Source organism: Neokomagataea tanensis, assembly GCF_006542335.1.
In the GTDB taxonomy this organism is placed as follows: domain Bacteria; phylum Pseudomonadota; class Alphaproteobacteria; order Acetobacterales; family Acetobacteraceae; genus Gluconobacter; species Gluconobacter tanensis.
The window spans coordinates 2,069,898-2,091,785 of sequence record NZ_CP032485.1 but is presented as its reverse complement, the minus strand read 5'-3'; the positions used below and the strand labels follow the sequence as shown (position 1 = coordinate 2,091,785).

At 52.3% G+C, this 21,888-nt stretch carries 19 protein-coding genes and 1 other RNA gene; 4 read left to right on the top strand and 16 right to left on the bottom strand.

Annotated elements, in window-relative coordinates:
• Positions 1–288 precede the first annotated feature (288 nt).
• A complete protein-coding gene (locus D5366_RS09490) occupies positions 289–720 on the top strand; it encodes an OsmC family protein (RefSeq protein WP_141493312.1) in 432 nt (143 codons plus the stop codon).
• 43 nt (positions 721–763) lie between these two features.
• Here D5366_RS09490 and aroC read toward each other — a convergent pair whose 3' ends face one another.
• Positions 764–1,837 (bottom strand): chorismate synthase, encoded by a 1,074-nt coding sequence (gene aroC, locus D5366_RS09485; RefSeq protein WP_141493310.1) that lies wholly within the window; start codon positions 1,835–1,837, stop codon positions 764–766.
• Positions 1,838–1,839: 2 nt separating this feature from the next.
• A complete protein-coding gene (gene fabI / locus D5366_RS09480) occupies positions 1,840–2,700 on the bottom strand; it encodes an enoyl-ACP reductase FabI (protein ID WP_141493308.1) in 861 nt (286 codons plus the stop codon).
• 212 nt (positions 2,701–2,912) lie between these two features.
• Here fabI and pdxH point away from each other — a divergent pair, with 212 nt between their 5' ends.
• Together pdxH and D5366_RS09470 are read left to right on the top strand one after the other, a co-directional pair.
• A complete protein-coding gene (gene pdxH / locus D5366_RS09475; RefSeq protein ID WP_141493306.1) occupies positions 2,913–3,521 on the top strand; it encodes a pyridoxamine 5'-phosphate oxidase in 609 nt (202 codons plus the stop codon).
• Between the two features lie 57 nt (positions 3,522–3,578).
• Positions 3,579–4,466, top strand: a complete 888-nt coding sequence (locus tag D5366_RS09470) for a universal stress protein (RefSeq protein ID WP_141493304.1) — start codon at positions 3,579–3,581, stop codon at positions 4,464–4,466.
• 67 nt (positions 4,467–4,533) lie between these two features.
• Here D5366_RS09470 and D5366_RS09465 read toward each other — a convergent pair whose 3' ends face one another.
• The 14 genes from D5366_RS09465 to thyX form a co-directional block, all read right to left on the bottom strand.
• The gene (locus D5366_RS09465; protein WP_141493303.1) at positions 4,534–5,970 is read right to left on the bottom strand and encodes a mannitol dehydrogenase family protein; all 1,437 of its coding nucleotides are present in this window, start codon (positions 5,968–5,970) and stop codon (positions 4,534–4,536) included.
• Positions 5,971–6,012: 42 nt separating this feature from the next.
• Positions 6,013–6,534, bottom strand: coding sequence for a gluconokinase (locus D5366_RS09460; protein ID WP_141493301.1), 522 nt, complete (start codon positions 6,532–6,534; stop codon positions 6,013–6,015).
• A 13-nt stretch (positions 6,535–6,547) separates the two neighbouring features.
• The gene (gene gnd, locus D5366_RS09455) at positions 6,548–7,546 is read right to left on the bottom strand and encodes a phosphogluconate dehydrogenase (NAD(+)-dependent, decarboxylating) (protein ID WP_141493300.1); all 999 of its coding nucleotides are present in this window, start codon (positions 7,544–7,546) and stop codon (positions 6,548–6,550) included.
• A gap of 18 nt (positions 7,547–7,564) precedes the next feature.
• Positions 7,565–8,251, bottom strand: coding sequence for an HAD family hydrolase (locus D5366_RS09450; RefSeq protein ID WP_141493298.1), 687 nt, complete (start codon positions 8,249–8,251; stop codon positions 7,565–7,567).
• A 173-nt stretch (positions 8,252–8,424) separates the two neighbouring features.
• Positions 8,425–11,073 (bottom strand): AAA family ATPase, encoded by a 2,649-nt coding sequence (locus D5366_RS09445; protein WP_141493296.1) that lies wholly within the window; start codon positions 11,071–11,073, stop codon positions 8,425–8,427.
• Entirely contained in the window at positions 11,073–12,209 is a 1,137-nt protein-coding gene (locus tag D5366_RS09440) for a metallophosphoesterase family protein (RefSeq protein ID WP_141493295.1), read from the bottom strand. Before D5366_RS09440 ends, D5366_RS09445 begins: the two co-directional genes overlap by 1 nt.
• A 67-nt stretch (positions 12,210–12,276) precedes the next feature.
• The gene (gene holA, locus D5366_RS09435; RefSeq protein ID WP_141493293.1) at positions 12,277–13,299 is read right to left on the bottom strand and encodes a DNA polymerase III subunit delta; all 1,023 of its coding nucleotides are present in this window, start codon (positions 13,297–13,299) and stop codon (positions 12,277–12,279) included.
• Positions 13,296–13,967: a hypothetical protein gene (locus tag D5366_RS09430; protein ID WP_141493291.1), complete on the bottom strand. Its 672-nt coding sequence runs from the start codon at positions 13,965–13,967 to the stop codon at positions 13,296–13,298. Before D5366_RS09430 ends, holA begins: the two co-directional genes overlap by 4 nt.
• 3 nt (positions 13,968–13,970) lie before the next feature.
• Positions 13,971–16,580, bottom strand: a complete 2,610-nt coding sequence (leuS, locus tag D5366_RS09425; RefSeq protein ID WP_141493289.1) for a leucine--tRNA ligase — start codon at positions 16,578–16,580, stop codon at positions 13,971–13,973.
• A 7-nt stretch (positions 16,581–16,587) separates the two neighbouring features.
• Positions 16,588–17,148, bottom strand: a complete 561-nt coding sequence (locus D5366_RS09420; protein WP_373317510.1) for a DUF3576 domain-containing protein — start codon at positions 17,146–17,148, stop codon at positions 16,588–16,590.
• Between the two features lie 141 nt (positions 17,149–17,289).
• The gene (locus D5366_RS09415) at positions 17,290–18,537 is read right to left on the bottom strand and encodes a hypothetical protein (RefSeq protein ID WP_141493288.1); all 1,248 of its coding nucleotides are present in this window, start codon (positions 18,535–18,537) and stop codon (positions 17,290–17,292) included.
• A gap of 44 nt (positions 18,538–18,581) precedes the next feature.
• Positions 18,582–19,445 (bottom strand): AfsR/SARP family transcriptional regulator, encoded by an 864-nt coding sequence (locus D5366_RS09410; RefSeq protein ID WP_141493286.1) that lies wholly within the window; start codon positions 19,443–19,445, stop codon positions 18,582–18,584.
• A 194-nt stretch (positions 19,446–19,639) separates the two neighbouring features.
• The gene (locus D5366_RS09405; RefSeq protein ID WP_141493284.1) at positions 19,640–20,350 is read right to left on the bottom strand and encodes a dienelactone hydrolase family protein; all 711 of its coding nucleotides are present in this window, start codon (positions 20,348–20,350) and stop codon (positions 19,640–19,642) included.
• A gap of 219 nt (positions 20,351–20,569) precedes the next feature.
• Positions 20,570–21,478, bottom strand: a complete 909-nt coding sequence (gene thyX, locus D5366_RS09400; protein ID WP_141493282.1) for an FAD-dependent thymidylate synthase — start codon at positions 21,476–21,478, stop codon at positions 20,570–20,572.
• Between the two features lie 51 nt (positions 21,479–21,529).
• Between thyX and ssrA the strand changes: the two genes are divergently transcribed.
• Positions 21,530–21,856, top strand: a transfer-messenger RNA (tmRNA) gene (gene ssrA / locus D5366_RS09395).
• The last annotated feature ends 32 nt before the right edge of the window (positions 21,857–21,888 follow it).

Sequence of the window (21,888 nt, the reverse complement as noted above, 5' to 3'; positions counted from 1 at the left end):
CCCCCAATTCCACACCTTGCGGGCGGACCGCAAGCAAACTCTTCGCTTGCAAAGAAGCTCATTGTGTGTCTGACCCACCCCCTATATCTAGGGGTCAAAATCATCCACAGGACTAGATGTGGTAGTTTCCTCAGAAAACCGCCACGAAACAACGACCATCCACATCCCCACCCACCTCTGCTCTTTTCACATCACACAGAGATGTTTTTTTATGAGGCAACACTGACCACTTCAATGCGTTGGAAGGACCGTCACAACGCACTCTTAGCCTCATTGGAGTCTATGCATATGACCATTTTGAAGACGGCTTCCGCTCACTGGAGCGGCCCAATCAAAGAAGGCAAAGGTACCATCTCAACCCAGAGCGGTGCCCTCTCGTCTCAGCCTTACGGCTTCAACACACGTTTTGAAGATAAGCCCGGAACAAACCCTGAAGAGCTGCTGGGAGCCGCACACGCGGGCTGCTTCACCATGGCCCTCTCCCTCATTCTGGGCAATGCTGGCTTAACGGCAACCGCCCTAGATACGGAAGCCACAGTCTCGCTTGATCAGGTAAAAGACGGCTTTGCTATCAGCAAGGTGCACCTCAAGCTCCGCGGCACAGTACCCGGCGCAACAGAAGAGAAGTTTCTTGAGTTGGCAAACACCGCAAAAGCCGGCTGCCCACTTTCCAAGGTGATCAACGCTGAAATCACTCTGGATGCAGCGCTGAACAGCTAAAACAAAAGATGTGGTTGGTTCATGTAGCCAACCACACTCTATCCTACCCGCACTGCCCTCTGTGCCGCAGCGCATGATCTGCTAACACGCACGCCATCATCGCTTCAGCAACAGGCACCGCCCGAATGCCGATGCAAGGGTCATGGCGCCCTTTCGTCATAACATCCACAGCATCGCCCGCGCTGGTAATGCTTGGCACTGGGGTTAAAATTGAGCTTGTTGGCTTAATCGCAAAGCGTGCAACAACGGGCTGGCCCGTCGAGATACCACCCAAAATACCGCCAGCATGATTTGCTTCAAAAACAGGCCCCGGGCGAATAGGGTCCGCATTTTCTTCACCACGTAGGCGTGAAACGGCAAAACCGTCCCCTATCTCTACACCCTTAACACCATTGATGCCCATTAATGCCGAGGCCAGATCACCATCTAGCTTGCCATAGAGCGGCGCTCCCAAGCCGGCTGGTACGTTCTCTGCCACAACCTCGACGACCGCACCGATAGACGAGCCGGCTTTACGCACTCCGTCCAACAAAGACTGCCACTCTTCGACGATTGCCGGATCTGGGCACCAAAGTGGATTGCGCTCCGTCTCGGACCAATCCCAATGAGTACGATTGATAGATTTGTCACCAATGCTGACCAAGGCCGCACGGATAGACAACTCCTCGCCAAAAAGTTGACGAAGAACAACCCGCGCAACGGCACCTGCCGCAACCCGCATTGCCGTTTCACGCGCTGACGAACGCCCGCCCCCGCGATAGTCCCGGTGCCCATATTTCATATCATACGCAATATCGGCGTGACCGGGCCGGTAACGCCGCGCAATATCACCGTAATCTTTTGAGCGCTGATCTGTGTTTTCAATCATTAATGAGATCGGCGTACCGGTGGTCATCCCCTCAAAAACACCAGAGAGGATTCGCACCGTATCCGGCTCACGCCTTTGCGTCGTGAACCGTGACTGGCCCGGCCTACGGCGGTCCAGCCAAGGTTGAATGTCTTCTTCAGACAGTTTCAGGCGTGGCGGGCAACCATCGACAACGCAGCCTATGGCTGGGCCGTGGCTCTCACCCCAAGTTGTTACTCTAAAAAGACGCCCAAAACTGTTGTCTGACATTCTTAGCCCCCAGTTGCTTCGCTAGTGACGATAGCGATGTCCGGTGCATCTGGATTTTTCATACCCACAACGTGGTAACCACAATCGACGTGATGCACTTCACCTGTGACACCGCTGGAGAGATCGGACAGGAAATACATGCCCGAGCCGCCAACGTCCTTCAGGGAGACGTTACGCTCCATGGGGGCATTCAACTGGTTCCAGCGCAGGATATAGCGGAAGTCGCTGATACCATTGGCCGCGAGTGTCATAATCGGCCCAGCTGAAATACCATTTACGCGGATATCATCACGACCAAGGTCTGCTGCCATGTAGCGCACTGACGCTTCAAGAGCTGCCTTTGCAACGCCCATCACATTGTAATGCGGCATCACACGTTCTGCACCGAGATATGTCAGGGTCAGCAAGGAACCGCCCTTGTTCATCATCGCAGCAGCGCGCTTGGCAACGGCTGTGAAAGAGTAACAAGAAATATCCATCGCCTGCAGGAAGGCTTCACGTGGCGTGTCTACATAACGCCCCCGCAGATATTGCTTATCTGCCCACCCAATTGCGTGCACGAGGAAGTCAATCTTTCCCCATACCTTTTCAATTTCAGCGAAAGTCGCATCAATCGCAGCGTCATCGCCCACGTCACACGGCAAAACCAAATCGGAGCCAACGCTCTCCGCAAGTGGGCGTACGCGCTTGCCAAGTGCCTCACCTTGATAAGTGAACGCCAGTTCAGCACCTTGAGCAGCACAAGCACTCGCGATCGCCCAAGCGATGGAGTTCTTGTTCGCTACACCCATTACGATGCCGCGCTTACCTTTCATCAATGTTCCGACAGCCGGAGCTTGCAGATCATCATCTTTTTCAGACATCACACATTCCTTGGTTGCGTAAGCAATTTGGGCCGTGGTCGCACAAGAGGGGCTTAAGAACAAGAGTAAGCTCTCTTAAGCAACTGCGAAATAATCTTTACAACCCAATTTTTATGTTCACTGTACCAAAAACAATACGCCTCACGCAGAGGCATTGTATGGACGCTCTGTTCAGGCGCCCGCCCGTCCACGGTCATTAGAAAGAGCCTCATATGCCTGACTTGCCATTGATTGATCTATCATCAGACCCCCTGACACTATTCCATACATGGATGTCCGAGGCCGAAGCTTCTGAACCAAACGACCCCAACGCTGTAGCTGTTGCAACTGCGACACCTGATGGTCGCCCATCAGTACGCATGCTTCTCCTCAAAGGAGCAGACGAACGAGGCTTTGTCATTTACACCAACACGGAAAGTCGCAAAGGGGAAGAAATTTTAGCCAACCCCCATGTCGCTCTCCTGTTTCACTGGAAAAGTCTGCGTCGCCAAATACGGATAGAAGGACCAGTCGAACCTGTCTCTGCTGAAGAAGCAGATGCTTATTTTGCTAGTCGTTCCGTCACATCCCGCCTGGGCGCTATCGCATCAGACCAATCCCGCCCGTTAGCAGATCGCGCCATTTTTGAGCAGCGCCTCAAAGAAGCGGAAGCTCAGTACGCGAACAGCCCTATCCCGCGTCCACATCACTGGACCGGCTTTCGTGTCGTACCGCGCCACATTGAGTTCTGGCAGGACAGGCCCTACCGCCTTCATGACCGTGCCGTATGGTCCCGCGAGGCGCCGAGCCAAGACTGGTCCATCACGCGGCTTTATCCGTAACACAGACGCGTCTACACTGCGTAACTTCATCCCATCTTAAACGAGGGAACCTGACCAATGCTCGTTGATATTAAAAACATCCTGCTCCCTCTCAACGGAACAGGAGATCTCGACGCAGTCATGAGTGTTGCCCAGAATCTGGCTCAACGCTTTACGGCTCATTTGTCGGCTGTTGTCGTAGGCTCGGACCCATCAGAAATTGCCGCACTCGCTGGCGGCGGCATCTCAGCGGGCATGGTCACCGAAATGATCGAGAACGCAACCAGCGAAGCGGAGCGTAATGCGATCATAATTGGGCATAACTTCCAACGCTTCGTCGCAGACAATGACATCACACTCATTGACCCCACGAGCATGGGGCTGACATCCGCCAATGGTCGTACAGCCAGTTTTGAAGTGCTTGATGGCATTGACTACGATGCAATGGCTTGGCGCTCACGTCTCGCTGACATGACCTTGGTTCCCACTCTTACGTCGACATCAGATCCACGCGCCTCAGCAACACTTCACTCCATTTTGTTCGATAGTGGTCGCCCTCTTGTCATCGCTCCCCCAACAGCCCCCGAACATGTTGGACGTCGCATTTCCATAGCGTGGAATGGCACTGCTGAAGCATCGCTCGCATTGCGGTGTATTCTTCCATGGGCACACGATGCAGAAGCAATTGAGGTCGTTACATCGCCCGATTACCAACGCCGTGGGCCTGAAGCAGAAGACGTTGTGCGCTATTTACGCCTGCATGGTATTACCGCCACGTCGCGCTCTTGCGAGCCTGTTAAAAAAGATATTGGTGCAGGCCTACTTAAAGCTGCCGAGGATTTTGGTGCAGACATGCTGGCACTTGGGGCCTATTCCCACTCCCCACGCTTCCGCCAAATCTTACTTGGCGGTGTAACGCGGCACGTGCTGGAAAATATGAAGCTTACCGTGCTGATGAGCCGTTAAAGCAGCATGTTTTCACAAAAAAAGGGAGGCGCTGGCCTCCCTTTTTTATACGCTATAGAACTTGAGATCAGGCTGGTATCGCAGCACGGACACCCTTCTCGCGGATAACTTTCCGCAATTCGATGACCTTTGCATTCAACTCTGTCGTGTCCAGATCACGCCATGCATCGAATGATGGCAGCTTCAATGCGCTCTCATAATCTTCAGCAGAGGCAAGCTCTTTCTGCTTGGCTTTGAAGGTCGGTTCGGAATGGTCCGGCACCGTCCGCAGCATTTCTAGGTAAGCTGCAATGCCAAAAGCAATTCTGGAAACATCCGTCTTGCGCTCCAGCGCTTGGCGGACCGTTTCAGTCCAGAACACCTGAACCTTGGAAGACCCATCGCTCGCAATACGCAGGATTTGATCTGCCATGGCCGGGTTGGAGAAACGGCTAATGACGCTGTCACGATAGCCCTCAAGCGTGACGCCTGGTGGTGCATGCAAGGTCGGAATAACGTCTTTATTCAAGAAGGCTTCGACGTTGCGGCGCAGATCTTCATCCGCAAGCGCTTGGTCAATATTCTCATAACCCATCAGCGTTGCAGGGAAGCTCAGCATAATGTGTGACGCGTTGAGCATGCGAATTTTCACATGCTCGTAGTCCGTCACGTCATCAACAAACTGCACACCGGCCTTTTCCAAAGGGGGACGGCCATCGGCAAAGCTGTCTTCCAAAACCCATTGATGAAAATCTTCAGCAACAAGCGGCAGGTCATCCTCAAGGCCCGAAGCCTTGTTAAGCTTTTCGATAACTGCAGAGGAAACCGTCGGCGTGATGCGGTCAACCATACCGTTCGGGAATGTTGCGTTCGCTTCTACCCAAGAAGCCAACTCAGCATCACGGGCCTTTGCGTAGCCCAAGAAAGCCTTGCGGGCGACTGTTCCGTTATGACGGAGGTTGTCAGCAGACATGATGGTGAAAGCTTTATGCCCAGCATCACGGCGGCGGCGCAGCGCTTCTACCACATAACCAAAAATCGTAGATGGACGCTCTGGTGTTTTTAAGTCCTGCTGGACCGCATCATTCGTAAGGTCGAACTCACCAGTCGATTCATCAATATTGTAGCCGCCCTCCGTTATCGTCATAGAAACGATACGGGTTGCCGGGTCTGACAAGCGCTCCAAGACGGCTTCTGGGCTGTCTGGAGCCAGAAGGTAATCACGCAGACAACCAATAACCCGCACTTTGCTGTCACCGGAAGGTGCCGTTTCGGTCAGCGAATAGAAGCAGTTTTGAGCTTTGTACTGCGCAGCTTTGCGCTCAGAGCGTTCGCCTGCGGTCAGCCCTACGCCAATAATAGCCCAGTTCGGATCATCCTTCAGAACTTGCTCAACGTAAAAAGCTTCATGGGCACGAAAGAAGTTACCGACACCAAAATGCACAATGCCCGGACGAACCGATGCTACATCATAGTCAGGTGCGACAACCCCAGAAGGCAAGCTATCTACAGATTTCAACGTCATGTTTTCTTTCCTTATGCTGTTGTCGTTAACGGCGTGGGAATATTACTTCCCACCATCACCCAGAACATTGCGCTGCACCCGACGGGACACTTCTTCGACCACCTGATCCAACGCACGATCACTCTCTATAATGATCGTACGCTCTCCGGGTTCCGGTTCTTCCAGCGCTTCGAACTGGCTTTCAACCATGCATGTAGGCATGAAATGCCCAACCCGCTGGTTCACCCGCTTCAAAGATTCTTCTTTGGATATTTTGAGATACACAAAATATGCATCGCAATCCTTAGCCAACACGTCGCGGTAATCGCTCTTGAGTGAAGAACAGGTCAAAACCGCGTCCTTCCCTTGCTCATTGAACGTACGCATTGCGCGGTTGCATATTTCCAACCAAGGGTAACGGTCTTCGTCTTTGAGAGGGATACCACTTTCCATTTTCTCAAGATTATCTTGAGAGTGGAGATCGTCCCCTTCAATAAACTCGGCCCCAATCCGATCAGCGAGAGCACGCGCTACCGTGCTCTTGCCTGTACCTGAGACGCCCATGACAATGATGGATACGCCCATGGACCCCATCTCCTTACTTTTGTTCGACGTGTCCGCCGAAGCCGAGGCGCTGTGCGGAGATGATTTTCTCAGCGAAGTTGTTTCCACTGCGTGAGCGGAAACGCGTGAACAGCGATGCCGTCATGACCGGCACGGGAACATCTTCCTCAATCGCGGCTTCGATCGACCAGCGACCTTCACCGGAATCCGAGACTTCCCCTGAGAACTCGGCCAGATCGCCCGACTTCGCGAGCGCCTCTGCCGTCAGATCCAGCAACCACGACGATACAACACTGCCGCGGCGCCAGACTTCAGCAATATCCGCAACATTCAGATCAAAGCGCTCACCTTCGGCAAGAACAGGGCTGTTCTTGCTCTTAAGCACGTCAAAGCCTTCAGCAAAGGCCTGCATCATGCCGTATTCGATGCCGTTATGGATCATCTTCACAAAGTGGCCTGATCCAGCTGGACCGCAATGCAGGTAGCCCTGCTCAGCGCGTGGATCCAAGCCCTCTGCATCGCGGTTCGGCGTGCGTGGCACGTCGCCCTTACCCGGTGCCAGTGCAGCCAGGATCGGATCAACGTAATCAGCAGCAGATTTCTCACCGCCATACATCATACAATAGCCGCGCTCGAGGCCCCACACACCGCCGGATGTACCAACGTCAATGTAGGAGATCCCCTTCTCCGCCAGTGCTTTCGCACGGCGCAGATCGTCCTTGTAGTACGAGTTACCACCATCAATGATGATATCGCCTTCGGTCAAAAGACCGCCGAGCTGCTCAATGCAGCTCTCCGTAATCGGGCCTGCTGGAAGCATAACCCACACCACACGGCGTTCGTCGCCCTTCAGCTTCGCTGTCAGGTCCCCAACACTCGAAGCCCCAACCGCGCGGCCACTCTCCGCACGGTCGACAATCTTCGACGTCGCTTCCGCTGAACGGTCAAAGGCTACTACATCATGGGCATGGCGCGTCAGGCGAACCGCTATGTTCCCACCCATACGGCCAAGGCCAATAATCCCAATACGCATCTGATTAGCCCTACCCGATTACGACAGGTTCGTTGCAATTTGACGAACAACGCCCGGGAATTCGGACAGATGAGCGATGCGGATTACGCCATCGAATTTTGTGCCGGGCTTAGCTGGGTCACGCAACAATACACAGGTCATACCCGCACGGACCGCCGCTTCAACACCCGCATCGGAATCTTCTAAGACGATGCAGTTCTCAGGCGAAACACCTTCCTCCTGAGCGGCATGCAGGTAGATGTCCGGATTTGGCTTTGGAATGTTCAGGTCACGAGCGGAATGGATGCGCTCGTCTTCCAAATGCTCATCCAAGCCAGTGCGCTCGAACTTAGCTTTCATTTCCTGAGACGAAGAATTTGACCCTACGCGGATTGGCAAATTCATGTCGATAATTTCGATGATCATGTCTTCCGCACCATCAACGGTGACGGCTTTAATTTTCATCATTTCAGCGATACGACGTTCCATCATATCGGACCAATTCGAAGGCAAAACAGCGCCGCTTTTCTCAGCGATTAGTTCGCCAATTTTCTTTAATTCTCCACCAGAGAAAATAGCGTCACCTTCTTTATCAGTAATGTTCCACCCGTATTTACGTGCTTCAGCTGACATTAAAGCAGTCGACAAGTGTTCGCCTGCAACAAGAACGCCATCGCAGTCGAATATTACGAGTGAGATTTCCTTTTTTGGAAGGCTGTCGGCCATTTTTGTCTCCCGGTTTTTTCGTGACTACCTATCCTTATGAGAATAAACACGAAAAGTTGCCTTTCAACCTTGAAAAAAAAATTTTTCCCTGTCAGAAAGAAGTATCGTCAAAATTACAAAAATATCTTTTCATTCCGTCCAAGAGATAAATTTATCTATTGAAATACAACTCCTTATTCTTTCTTGCCCGATAAAGGTAAAAATAGCCTTTTACCTCCTGCCAAACGAAAAGCATGCTCACGACATGTTAAAATAATAATTTGTAACCGCCCCGAAGCTTCTTCCAACATGTCCAGCATTAGCTCCAGACGGGCATCATCTGCGTACACCAGAGGGTCATCTAATATAAGCGAAACCGCTTGACCTTGCTGCTGCAAAATATCCGCAAAAGCCAAGCGGACAATAACAGCCAACTGCTCCTGCGTACCTTTGGATAAGTCATCGCTTTCTTCTGCCGTCAGCCCCCGTGTTAAATGAGCTAATTTCAAATTCTCATCGAACCCCGGAGCAGTATTTGGTAGAATTTTCTCAATATAGGCCTTGGCCCGACGCGCGACTGGGGCGACAAAACGGCCTGACATCTCAACCCGCGCCTCGTCCAACACACCCTGCAATAGTTGCAAAGCCTCTACATCATCTTTGATGCGACGTTTTGCCTCATCCGCAGCAGCCTGTTCTTCCTCCGCGGCGACCAAACGCTCAGCCAAACCTTTGCCGCCTTCTGCGGCAACAGTGGCTTCTAAACTCGACAATTCGTCACGCAATGACGAACGCTGATGGGCCAGAGATTGCTGATATTGGTCCAAACGCGCAATTTTTATTTTGATAGCTTCTGGATTACTGATGTCTACCAACCGCTCAGCATCTCTAAGCCCTAAAACTGAACCCGCAAGACGCTCACGCGCTTGCAACAATTTCGTAGAGTGCTGCTCCCAATCCGGGTGCTGCATGAGGCGTTCTTTGTCACGCGCGTTACGCTCTTGCTCTGCCCGAAGGGTGGCTATTTTTAGCGCAACAGGGTGAACATTTTTCTCTAATTCATTCAGTTGAACGCGCTGCAAGTCTAGGGTCTTTTCCCGTCGTGACAGGCTATCTTCTGCCTCCTCGACGGCCTTATAAATCGCTTCCATGTCTGGCAGTTCTGCGTCCCCTCCCCCAGCAATCGCTGCAAAATCAGTGGAGAGCACAAGCGCTTTAAGAGCCTCAGCGCCAGAGCCCAAATCCATACGCTTATCCGCAGGGCACAAAGTGGAGATGCGCTCATGCAAATGCTTCGTATCAATCTGGGCTTGCCTTGCCCGCTCATTGCGCTGCCGAGCCTCAGCTATACTTTCTACGCCCGCCTCGTTCAACAATCGTGCCAACGTATCGACGGCCGCTTGATAGTCAAAGCGTGCTCGTTGTGCACTGCGCGAGGGCTCAAGCCTTAAATGTGCGCCACCAACACTGAGCGAAATAATTTTATCAATTTTGATTTCACCAGATACAGCCGGTCTTCCATCAATACTCAGGGTCGATAAATCACCCGAAACTATAATTCTTGCTGCATCAGCCTCAATCAAAGCACGCTTATTTGCCACATCGCGCTCGGCCTTGTCCAAGGCAATCAAAGCGCTGTCAGGCAACATCAATGATATGACTTTTTGCGCCTTGGTAAGAGCCTCCTCGCACGCACAAAGCTGCTCATAACGCTTTTGGGCGTCTAAAAGGGCGTCCCTGCGGTTGGCCGCGGCATGTTGATGATCCGCATTTTTTGCCGCCTCGCGCAGGGACCGCAGCTCGGACCTTTTACAGTCCAAATCACCTTCTAAGGCGGTAATCTCCACGCGTTTTTCAACAACTTGCTCATCAAAAACAGCACATTGCGCCTGTGCTTGAGTAAGTTCAGCCTCAATGCGTAAAGCTTCTTGCTTTAGAGTTTCAGCGTGTTTTTCCAACTCCCCCAAATCGTAAGCAACACGTTGCGCAGCTTCATGTTCAGCCCGGCGCAATTGTACATTCTGGACCGCACTTTCCGCATTTTGCAGATCTTTTTGCAATTGCGCGCGCTTTTGCTGGTCCTCTTCTGAATTTACCTCTCTCTCTACTTGTCTTAGTCTAATTCTTACCTGCTCTAGCTCCGAAAATTTTTCTTCCAACGCGTAATGTAACGATTGAGCGTGTTTATACGCCTCCTCCGCCCGATCTGAACGCAACTGGGCTTCTGGGTACAAACCCTGCGTACGGCTACGGGCCGTGCCGTAGCGCATACTCAACTGGTCAATGCCTTCTTTAACGCGGTTAAACGCTCGCCCCCCAACGATTGCCCCAACTTCATGCTCCAAAGTGGCGCTTAGTTTGTCACGAACGAACTCATCAGGGGCATCTAGCGTCAAAGCGGCCGCCTGACGAACCCAGAGCATACCCAGCGCCCCTTCCGGCTCAGCCTTCTTGCCAGCCCCCCCCGCCGCTACGGCCCCTAATTGCTCTCTCAGATGGTATTCGGCATCTTCGCCCTCATAACGGCCTTCTGGCCCACTCAGGACGGTCTTTGCCCCCTGCATGAAGGTTTTTTCTATTTGCCAAGTTTGATTCTTGAATTGAAACCTTACCGCAACACTTGGCGAGACCTTATCGCCATAAGGTAAATACGATTTATGCTGCTTACTCGCGCCTTTAGCCTTAACGAAGAAAGCCGCTTTTAGCGCTTCTAATAAAGTCGATTTACCCGCCTCGTTCGGGGCGATAAGAATATTCAAGCCCTCTGTCAGGCCATCTAACTGAACGGGCTGCCGGAAACGACGAAAATTCTCTAGCTCGATTTTTTGAAGATAAAGGCTCATTAGGAATTAACTCTCTGAAATTCAATAAATAACCGCTCCAATGCTTTTCGAGCCAATCGTCCTTCTTCGCCCCCTATTTCGATCCGCTCTCTCAATTTTTGCGCTGCTAGACCGAGCATCCCCTCACCCTCAAGGGCAACGAAGTCATCATCTGCAGGACGACCGAGCAATTCGTGTGAATTTACATCCAAAAACATCAAACGATGCGCAATATCGTTCTCAAGCCGCGAAGTAATCGCCACACGCTGCGTCAAATCGGTCATTCCTGCCAATTTCAAACGCAAGAGTGTTTCAGGCGCTTCGGTACTTTCCAGAAAACGCTTTAATTCGGCCTCAAACGCCTCAGTTCCGTCGACAATCCACGACCGCTCTACCCATCTGTAACGCCCTGACTGGAGTGGCTCAACCTGAGGGCTTTGCCCCTGCCCTAACGTGACTAGAAGTACGCTCCCGGGTTCATCCCTCCCAGTGCCAGAGTGGAAACGATCAACCTCGGGCGTACCTGCATACCATGTGCGCGCATCAATTTTTAAACGTCCGTGCCAATCCCCCAGTGCCAAATAATCCAAATGACTTATCTGTGCCCGGTTTGGAGCGATGAGATTGGCAACATCTGCATCGTACTCACTGCCAAAATTTGTCACGCCGCCATGTGCCAAGCCAATCCGTAACCGGGCATTTGGCGTTGCCATGGTATCAAACACCGTCGTTGGATCGTTCTGCGTATGGCGTCCTTGCAGGGGAGCAGGCAAAAGCCAAACGCCATCCTCTATCTCATGCGGCGCGGCTTCAGTTAAGAGTTTGATAGTCCCTGCACTACCTGCCTTAATTTTTTTTCTAACACGGTCCCACAGACCGTGATTGCGGGCAAAATCATGGTTTCCAGGTAACAACCACCAGCAACAAGCATGCCGCTCCATCCGGGCTACTGCCTGTGCAATCGTGCGCTCCTCCGGCCCTTCAGTATCGAAAACGTCACCCGCAACTAAAACATGGCGAGCATCATTACTGCACGCCAATGTCCCAATACGATCAATTACATCGAACCGCGCTTGCGTCAGCGATGAGCGCCGTTCCGCATCAAATCGTCCAAATGGCTTGCCTAGCTGCCAGTCTGCCGTATGGATGAATTTCATATTATGCCGCTTTATTTGTAAAAATTTCTGCAACGATAACGGCGGTCAGTGCAGAGCACCAGTGGTGTTAGCGACTAATACCCCTGAGCCAGGCTTGACCACCTCGACACAAAGACGCCAAGTGCCGTTTGCATAGCACTACATCGGGCATACCGCTTTGCTTGCACGCCAATTCAAGCGCCTGTGTTCGTTCCGCAGCAAGCGCCAGAGCATCAATAGGCCAACGCTCCACTGCCCTCGTAAAAGCAGGCATGCGCTTGAAAAAAATCGGCGGGCGTAACCCTTTTATAGCTTCAGAGCGCGTCTGGCCTTCTTCTTCTGCCAAAGCAACTCGGAGAACTTTGTTAATCAACGCTAGTACAACGCGCGCCACAGCAACAGGAGCAGCCCCATCAGCAAAAGCACGCTCTAGTGCTTGGTCTACCCCTGCGACGTCACCCGCCATGGCGGCATGAGCGGCATCATCAAGCGATGTGCCACCTGCATCGCCTACACAGTCTTGCACTGTTTCAATATCCAAACGCCCACCGGACCCCGCTAGCAATGCGAGCTTTTCAATTTCTCCACGCACACCGGCCCGGTCTGCGGAGAGACGAGTATGCAGCCACGCCATAGCGTCCCGGTCGATAGTGATATTTTCGCGGCTGAGGGCATCTGTGACGGTCTGGGCAAGCGCTCTGCCCTCTTCCGGGTAACAAGCAATAGATGCCACATCTTTATGCTTCTCTGCGAAGGCACGTAGCTTGGACCGTGATGTTAAGCCGGGTGCCTCCAAAACTACAAGCGTGTCAGACGCAGCATTTAACAAACGCGTCACGGCGTTGAGTAGGGCGTCCCCACCCTCGCGCACCCAAACTACACGACGCCCACCGATAAGCGATAAAGCCGTTGCTTCTTCCTCTAATCGGTCATGCGTTTCACGATCCAACTGAGCAACACGAAACGGATCATCCAGTGTTTCGGCAACGCATCGCACGGCCTGCGCAGCGCGCTCACGGATTAAGCCGCTATCTTCTCCGTAGAGAAGAATAGCGCGCCAGTGCCCTGCATCTTTCAGGGCACGTCCGACCTGACGCGCGTCAATTTTCACTGGTCAGAGGATGTCGAAGTACTGTGCGTCAAACGTCCAGTTGCGGAGGCAGGAAAGCCGTCCGCACCGGTCGTTTCTGTAGGAGTACCATTGTCGTCAGGCATTGCATCCGTATTAATATAACGAGGCAATTCTGCTGACTGGCCGGCACCCGGCGCGTGATGCGTACGAAACCAAATTGCCAATTGCTGTTTCACTGATTGGGCAAGTGTCTCTGCAACCCGTGCCTGTAGCGTCTCTTCGTTCAACGTCTGAGCAAAATACTGCTCGTAAAGCGTGTTGTACCCGTCCATTGTCCGGGTATTACCCTCAGCTAAAAGTTCAGGCACCGTAGCAACCGTGTACAAACGCCAATGCGCATTCGCGTTGCCCCGGATACGCCCGGAAGTATTGTCTTGGTGAATATCCACCGCTTCTTCAGCCAGCCCAGAAGACACTTGCAGTGTATAAAGCTGCGGTGTTTCCGACCCAGAACCTGTTAGGTCCTTTTGCAGAGCTAGACGCAAAAGCTGCCCGTAACGTCCCCCGATATTCGCAACATAAACCTGCGCCAATTCGGGAGATACTGCTTGACCGTTTTTACCCCCTCCGTAGAGGGGAGTAAAACCACAACCTGCAAGCGTACAGACTAAGCTTATGCCGACACTGAGCCGACTGAAGATACCCATAGATCAGCCCGCCACAACGAAGTTTACAATTCGGTTCGGCACATGAATTTCCTTTACGATGCGCTTACCTTCCAAGGCACGCGCAACATTGTACTCTTCTTTCGCCGCAGCCAACACTTGTTCACGTGGCGCATCCGGCGGAACGTCAATCGTGCCACGCAGTTTGCCCAATACCTGCACTGCAATCGTTACCTGGCGCGCCGTTAGAAGAGCAGGATCGGCAACAGGCCAAGCCCGCTCAACAACTAACTCTCCGCCCGGCTCAAGAACTGCCATCATTTCTTCCGAAAGGTGCGGCATCATTGGCGCGGTTAGCAGGCACAGTATCCCTGCTGCTTCGCGGCGAGCCGCGGGTAAGCCCTCACCTTGCTTAGTCATTACATCCGCCAGAGCAGACGTTAACTCATGCAGACGTGCGACAGCCACGTTCGGTGTGAAAGCCTCTAGAGCTTCCGTAACAGCTTGAATTGCTCGATGTGACGCGCGCCGCAGATCATCCGCAAGAGGCGAAAGAGCATTCTCTGGATAGGCAGCGTCACGTGCGTCCTGCTCAGCAACGCTTGCAATCAAACGATAGAGTCTTTGCCCGAAACGGGCAGCAGCAGCTACGCCCGAAGCCGTCCACTCCATATCCCTTTCTGGCGGGCTATCAGAGAGAACAAACCAGCGTGCTGTATCTGCGCCAAAACGCTCGATAATTTCCAGCGGAGACACTGTGTTACGCTTGGATTTGGACATCTTTTCAGAACGCCCAACGTCCACCGCTGTACCCGTATCTTTCCGGACAACCTGCTCGCCACGGCGCTCTACTTCCTCTGGATACAACCACCCAGACGAATCACGGTAACTTTCATGCGTCACCATTCCCTGCGTGAACAGACCCGTGAATGGCTCACTCACACCTACATGACCCGTCTTTTCCATCGCGCGTGTGAAAAAGCGTGCATAGAGAAGATGTAAAATCGCGTGCTCGATCCCGCCGATATACTGATCCACCGGCAGCCAGGCATTTGCTGCCTCCTGCACCGTTGGGACGCCAGCATGGGGGCTCGTAAAGCGGGCAAAATACCACGAGCTATCAACAAACGTATCGAAAGTATCCGTTTCGCGCGTGGCGGCACTACCGCATTTTGGGCAGTCCACATGCTTCCAAGTCGGGTGATGGTCGAGCGGATTACCCGGCCGGTCAAACGCTACATCTTCCGGCAATACGACTGGCAACTGATCGTCCGGCACAGGCACTGTCCCGCAAGAGGAGCAGTGTATGACCGGGATAGGACAGCCCCAATAACGCTGCCTTGAGATACCCCAATCACGAAGGCGCCAGTTCACAACGCGGCGGCCAATTCCCAGAGCTTCAAGATGCTCCAGTGCTTTTTGCTTACCCTCTTCGACGCTGAGACCATTCAAAAAGCCGGAATTGAACAACCGCGCATCGCCTGCAACAGCTTTTGCACCGACCTCAAAAGTACTAGCGTCTTCGCCTTCAGGTAACAGAACTTGCGGTACCGGCAAGCCATACTTGCGCGCAAAGTCCAGATCACGCTGGTCTCCACAAGGGCACGCAAAAACCGCTCCCGTGCCATACCCCATAAGTACAAAATTAGCGATCCAAACGGGTGCTTTTTGCTCTGGATTGAATGGATTAACGACCTCTAGCCCGGTATCAAAGCCTACTTTTTCCGCCGCTTCAATAACCTCTTCGGACGTACCTGCGCGCTGGCATTCTTCAATAAATGCTTTGGCCTGAGGGTTAGTCTCAGCAATTTTCGCAGCTAAAGGGTGGTCCGGGGAAAGCCCAATAAAACTCAAACCAAACAACGTATCGGGACGCGTCGTAAACACGTCAACGCCAGCAAGGTCAGGACCAAAATCGGCGGGCGGATTGTTCAGCGCAAACGTTACCCGTGCACCCTCTGAACGCCCAATCCAACGCTCCTGCATGATCCGTACACGCTCAGGCCAGCGCTCTAAGTCACCTAAGGAATCAAGAAGTGGCTGCGCGAAATCCGTGATTTTCAGGAACCACTGGGACAGTGTTTTCTTTGTGATCAGTGCTCCTGAACGCCAACCACGCCCATCAACCACCTGTTCATTTGCCAGAACAGTTTCATCCACTGGGTCCCAGTTGACCTGAGAATCCCGCCGCTCGACAAGCCCACCTGCCAGCATGTCCAAAAAGAGCTTTTGCTGATGCCCGTAATATTCCGGCTGGCACGTCGCAATTTCACGATCCCAGTCGAGCGAGAATCCCAAACGCTGTAATGTCTCACGCATCGCAGCAATATTATCCATGGTCCATTGACCCGGATGCACGCCGCGCTCACGCGCAGCGTTTTCTGCTGGCAAACCAAAGGCATCCCAGCCCATGGGATGCATAACTGAATAACCTTGAGCACGCTTGTAGCGCGCTACAACATCACCCAAAGTATAGTTGCGCACATGCCCAACGTGCAGTTGCCCCGATGGATAGGGGAACATTTCAAGTACGTAGTATTTAGGCCGTCCCTCTTCGGGTACATCAGGCACAGAGAAAGCTTTGCGCTTGTCCCATTCTGCCTGCCAAAAAGGCTCGCGTGCGTGAAAATTAAAAGCGTTTGATACGTCGTTCATGTTCGTTTCAGTTGTCCCGTTCGCCATTTTCAGCACGGAGTTGGCGAGCTCGCGTCAAAATACGCGTTGTAATATCAGAAGTCGTCGTTGCGGATACCGGCGTGTCTTGCCAAGACCCGTTTTGTAAAGTCTGGCGGAAAACAGCCACACGCAATGCATCTGAGCGCAAGCGACGGTCCAACACGTAAGCCGCGATTTTGAAGCGCTCATTTTGGCTGGCTGGAGGCTGGTACCAGTCGGTCAAGATCACCCCGCCTACTGCGTCAGCAGAAGAAAGCGGCATGAAGGACAAAGTATCAATTGCACCACGCCAGAGGTAAGCATTGACGCCTCCCTTGAGGTCATCAGCGCCACCTTCAGCACCGCGATCAACCCCAAGCAAGTGATTATGCGGAGTTGCCAGGCTGCTGGGATCGCGGCTGCTACCACATGCAGACAAAATCCCTAGAGAAAGCAGCGCAGTGCCCTTTAGCGCTACCGAAAGCAGCACTTGGGTACGTCCAACCATTTTCGCACGGACGGCAGCGGGTGACATTGGGTACCGGGCAATCATATTGTCGCGAGGCATCTTAATAGTCCTGCAGGCCACGCCAAGGCCACTCATGGGCAAAAGGACAGGGCGGCGACCCCTGCCCGCAGCAATGCGAATGTGCTTTCTTATCGCGCCCACACGCTTAGGCCAAGCATCAGAACCTCTGAAAGCCACGATTCAGTGGAAATCAGCCTCCAACAAACTCTTTCGCACGATATCAAGACCCGATTTCGGTAAATAAACGCAACGGGCGATAACTTCTGTTACGGACAAGTCTGGAAGCAATCTGCGCACATGTTTGGCGGCGTGCTCAACCTCGACGCTTCCCAGTTCGGCACGTACCGCAGCCAAAAGAAAAGCCACAGCGCTCATTGGATGCCGCGGATACAAACTGATCATTTTGTTTGCATGTTCTAAAGCCTGGTCTTTCTCAGACCCCACCACGACGGTCATTGTAAAAAACATCTCATAGAAAGCTCGCATGGGAGAGCCTTGCATAGCTTCGAACAATTGACGCGCCATAGCCGCAGACTGAGAAATGTCCCCTTTCAAAAGGGCGCTTAAAAGCGCGTAAAGCGAGCGCTCACGCTGCGGCAAATGCGCATCGCCAGCCGGAAGAACGGCTTTCAGTCGGCCCTGATGAGATACTGGCAGTAGCCCCACATCAGAGTCAGCCATGTTTAACATAACCCATAAGAGCGCCATTTTGGGGTATTCAGACTGAAAACCCATTGCCTTGCGCGCACCTTCGATGCCCCAACGAGCAATCTCCGAGGCAGGAACAGAGAAATCACTGTGCAGGCGCATCAAAGCCGTCAGCGTCATCGCAATAGCCGTATAAGCATCGCCAGCTTCGTGCCCGATAAGAGAAAGCGAATGAGAGAAGGATCGTGATGACGAATTCAGAGCGCTGCGTAACCCTCGAAGAGACTTCCCTATAGTCGAAAGCTCTTCATCTTTCCGCGCAGAAACGCGATCTAATTCCGCAGAAATTATGGACCAGTGGACATCCGAAAATAGATCGCCCAAGACACACTCGATACTTTTGTCTGAAAGTTCAGGAATTTCGGCGAAACCACCCCAGCACACCCCGCCTCCTGCACGAACATCCAGTAGACGAATTACTACTTTAGGGGTCTGTCCTCGAAAACTAGTACGCAACACGCTCCGAACAACATAATCGATGTCTGCTTTTTTACAGGCTTCCAAGAACGCAGCGCCGTCATTTTCAGTACTTCCGTGAAGCGGCACGATCTGGAAAAGACCCGCTTTGAGAAAGAACATTTCCAAGCACTCATGGAAATCATCACCTGCCGGGTAGTGATCCCACGCGCCTTTATTTAAAAAAGCAGGCTCCAATATATGGACTGAAATACGTCGCGTTACCTCAGGCAAACCTTGCATTTGCGGAAGCGCTGTCAGCATGGGGTCCCTACGCAAATAGACGCTCGCGTTGTTCCCCCCCTCACTCACCGACCAGTCCGACGAATTAGACCCGGGAATATTGGAAGAAACCCCGCCCCCGCCCTGTACTGCCGCACCGGAACCACTCCCCCATGAGCAGACGACAAAGACGATCCGCCTTCATGCAGTAACACCCGTTCAAGCAGGTTTTGAGTTTTCTGCTCGATTTTTACGTCGGCTGAATTTTCCGAAAGAAATCTTTTGAACTGGATCGCCAGTGAACGCGCATGAGCTGCATTACCTTGCCGTAGAGCAGCCTCGATCCGAGCACTCCATGCAAGTTCGTTAAGCGCATCAACACCAATAAGATCAATAGATGCCCGCTCAATACTCTCGAAATCTCGCGCCTCAAGTAAAGCCGCTTCATATTGCGCTATAATAAATTTGTTTAGTTGATGACGCTGCGCTACCAACCACTCATCCAAAGCAGGATCTATACCATCCAGTTCCGGTAAAAGCTTTTCTGCGGTTTCCGTATACTGCCCCGCAGCGGCCAATCCACCAGCTTTTAAGCGTTCAACGTCAACTGAACTCAAAACAGGCTTCAGCGTCAAAGAGCTTCGCTGAACGTCAACAACACTTGCCCCTACAGGACGCAGTGCTTCTTGGAGACGGTGTATTTCTTGGCGCAAAGAGGCGCGGGCCATCTCCTCTGGTCTTTTACTCCACAGCAACTCGGCGAGATGCGAACGGAGAACTGGCTTACGGTCCGCCAACGCCAAAACTGCTAAAAGCGCCCTTGTTTTGCTACCAATCGGTAGCACACTTTGCCCCGTAACCGTGTTCGCCTCTATTCGCCCAACGAGCTTTATACGCAGAACAGATGCGTCCGCCTCGCGGGGTGCAATTGCACGTCCAGCCGAAATCATAATGTTAGCTTTCTAATTTTTCTTAAATGAAAAGCACCACTCTGAATCATTTCCTTTTTCAACAAGAGCACTCCTCAAAACAACAAAACGTTAAATAAACATTATTCCCTTTAAAATAGCGTTAAAATGCTATTCCAATCTAACCAGCCCTAACGACAAAAAGGGCTGGTTTATTGTTAACCACAAAATTTACATTAATCAAACACTTCACTTAGAAAGCTCAGAATCCCTTGCCACGATCTCTGGTCAGCCGCCTTGTCATAGTACAATCCAGCTTCTTTTTTATCCGCTGATGGGTTCGTAAAAGCGTGACCGACATGCCCAAATGCGTGAAATTGCCAATCCGCCTGCCTATGCGTCATTTCGCCCGCAAAAGACACAACCTGCTCAGGCGGAACCATAGGGTCGCTCCAACCGTGATACACCATGACCTTGGTCTCTATATCACCGTCAGCCAGCGTGGGTTCTGCGTGAAGCAAGCCATGCAAACTCACCACGCCACGCAGCCCTCCAAGCCTTGAGCGCGCGACATCCAATACACTCATCCCCCCAAAGCAATACCCCAGGGCCACAACCTCTTCTGCATTGACGCCCAGCAAGCTTCGCGCGAATTTCAAACCAGATAGAAAGCGCTGCACCAACGCTGAACGATCCTCAACCCACGGTTTGATAAGATGCGTATTGTCCCCATGAAGATCGCCAACCTTGTCTTTTCCAAACAAATCCAACGCAACACCGACATAACCAGCTTCAGCTAAACGGTTAATAATTGCGTGCTCGACTTCGCTGCGCCCTGCCCATTGATGAGCAACAAGAACAATTGGAGCATTTGAGGTTTTAGGCCGCGCTACAGCGGCTTGCAAAACGACCGAACCATCGTGGTAGTCGTGAAACTCGAGGCCCATAAGATGTCCCTAACTTTGCGGTGTTCCTCACATTGAAGAAAACACCGCGCCAGTTCAATGGGAAACAGGCCACAGGAAATGTATTAATACCGCCGCAAAAACCAACACAATATCTATTATGATAAGCACCCACAGTCGGCGAGAGATGAAACTGACGGGCTCAGGTTTTTGTTCCTCCTCCTGCGGAGCAGAGAGGAGAAATTCAAGATCGTTCAAGGCTTAAGCCCCTTGCAGAGCCGCCTGCATTTCGGACCACTCCCGCTTAGTAAGGCCTGAATTCTCTTGGGCTACGACCTCCCCAGACAGTTGCCGCTGCAAAACGCGCAACATGCCCGCAGAGAACGTGAATGCGCCCAAGCGATATTCTTCAAAGGCAACCGCAGTCTGCGGAACCCACGCCCGCAAAATCTCCAGCATCTTCTCAGCATAAACGCGAATTTCGTACTGCGCATGAGGGTCTGCACGCAAAGCAAGAAAATGCATAAAGTTATGCAGGTCTATTTTCCAGTACCACTGCGTGTAAGTGTTTAACGTAAGGTTCATGCGCGCCAGTTCACGCGCAAGACCGTAACGCTCTTCATCCAGCAGCTCTTCGTAGTGCTCGTAACAACGGTTTGCGTCATCGCGGAGAAGGTTAAGAACCCGATGCGCCTTATCGGCATCAAGTGCCTCACTGCGCCCCTGACGATTGCTCGAACTTTGAGCAGACACTTGCGCCAAGTCGGGTAGATAAAATTCACGATCCAAAATTGAGTAACGAGCAGAATACTCGTTCACGCTAGCCATACGGTGGCGGATCCATTGCCGCGCGACAAACACGGGCAATTTTACATGGAACTTAATCTCGCACATTTCAAACGGCGTAGAGTGGCGATGCCGCATCAGATAGCGGATAAGCCCTGCATCTTCGGATGTTTTTCGTGTGCCGCGGCCATACGACACTCGCGCTGCCTGCACTACAGCACTGTCGTCCCCCATATAATCCACGACCCGCAAAAAGCCATGGTCCAGAACCTCAATCGGTCGAGCGAGGATCTCTTCCATCGCCGGGACAGTCGGCCGGGAAGTGAGCGTTGGTTCGAGACGCAAGGAAGCGATCTCGGCTTGTTGTTCAGATGTCAGTGCCATACCCCAATCTAACACCAAAGCTGGTGAGAAAAAACACCCATTCTTGTCATGGCGCTTGCAAAATTTTTATGGAGGTACTATCTAAATCTTGCTCAGGTTTACCTGGCTATGGTGATAAACGGTAAGTGAAATAAGTGTTGTGGACCCGGGGGCAGTGCCCGGCGTCTCCACCAAATAATACACCGGTCAAGCATTGGTGTTTTGTGGGGACGAAACAGGCTCGACGCGCATGGTAAAGACTTACTTTTTGCCCGGCATTGTACCGCCGTCATCGGGCTAAACTTACAAGTGCCAACGATAACTCAGAGGTGCTCGCTGTCGCTGCATAAGCGATAAGCGCGGTTCGGGAGGGCACCGGGCAACAGAAGTCCTCCCACTTTCACTTACAAATTAATATAAACATCTTGCCA

Bases quoted from the DNA above. Each gene is read 5' to 3' on its own strand.
- D5366_RS09490 (WP_141493312.1), top strand. From the start codon at position 289: ATGACCATTTTGAAGACGGCTTCCGCTCACTGGAGCGGCCCAATCAAA.
- aroC (WP_141493310.1), bottom strand. From the start codon at position 1,837: ATGTCAGACAACAGTTTTGGGCGTCTTTTTAGAGTAACAACTTGGGGT.
- fabI (WP_141493308.1), bottom strand. From the start codon at position 2,700: ATGTCTGAAAAAGATGATGATCTGCAAGCTCCGGCTGTCGGAACATTG.
- pdxH (WP_141493306.1), top strand. From the start codon at position 2,913: ATGCCTGACTTGCCATTGATTGATCTATCATCAGACCCCCTGACACTA.
- D5366_RS09470 (WP_141493304.1), top strand. From the start codon at position 3,579: ATGCTCGTTGATATTAAAAACATCCTGCTCCCTCTCAACGGAACAGGA.
- D5366_RS09465 (WP_141493303.1), bottom strand. From the start codon at position 5,970: ATGACGTTGAAATCTGTAGATAGCTTGCCTTCTGGGGTTGTCGCACCT.
- D5366_RS09460 (WP_141493301.1), bottom strand. From the start codon at position 6,534: ATGGGCGTATCCATCATTGTCATGGGCGTCTCAGGTACAGGCAAGAGC.
- gnd (WP_141493300.1), bottom strand. From the start codon at position 7,546: ATGCGTATTGGGATTATTGGCCTTGGCCGTATGGGTGGGAACATAGCG.
- D5366_RS09450 (WP_141493298.1), bottom strand. From the start codon at position 8,251: ATGGCCGACAGCCTTCCAAAAAAGGAAATCTCACTCGTAATATTCGAC.
- D5366_RS09445 (WP_141493296.1), bottom strand. From the start codon at position 11,073: ATGAGCCTTTATCTTCAAAAAATCGAGCTAGAGAATTTTCGTCGTTTC.
- D5366_RS09440 (WP_141493295.1), bottom strand. From the start codon at position 12,209: ATGAAATTCATCCATACGGCAGACTGGCAGCTAGGCAAGCCATTTGGA.
- D5366_RS09430 (WP_141493291.1), bottom strand. From the start codon at position 13,967: ATGGGTATCTTCAGTCGGCTCAGTGTCGGCATAAGCTTAGTCTGTACG.
- leuS (WP_141493289.1), bottom strand. From the start codon at position 16,580: ATGAACGACGTATCAAACGCTTTTAATTTTCACGCACGCGAGCCTTTT.
- D5366_RS09420 (WP_373317510.1), bottom strand. From the start codon at position 17,148: ATGCCTCGCGACAATATGATTGCCCGGTACCCAATGTCACCCGCTGCC.
- D5366_RS09415 (WP_141493288.1), bottom strand. From the start codon at position 18,537: ATGCTGACAGCGCTTCCGCAAATGCAAGGTTTGCCTGAGGTAACGCGA.
- D5366_RS09410 (WP_141493286.1), bottom strand. From the start codon at position 19,445: ATGATTTCGGCTGGACGTGCAATTGCACCCCGCGAGGCGGACGCATCT.
- D5366_RS09405 (WP_141493284.1), bottom strand. From the start codon at position 20,350: ATGGGCCTCGAGTTTCACGACTACCACGATGGTTCGGTCGTTTTGCAA.
- thyX (WP_141493282.1), bottom strand. From the start codon at position 21,478: ATGGCACTGACATCTGAACAACAAGCCGAGATCGCTTCCTTGCGTCTC.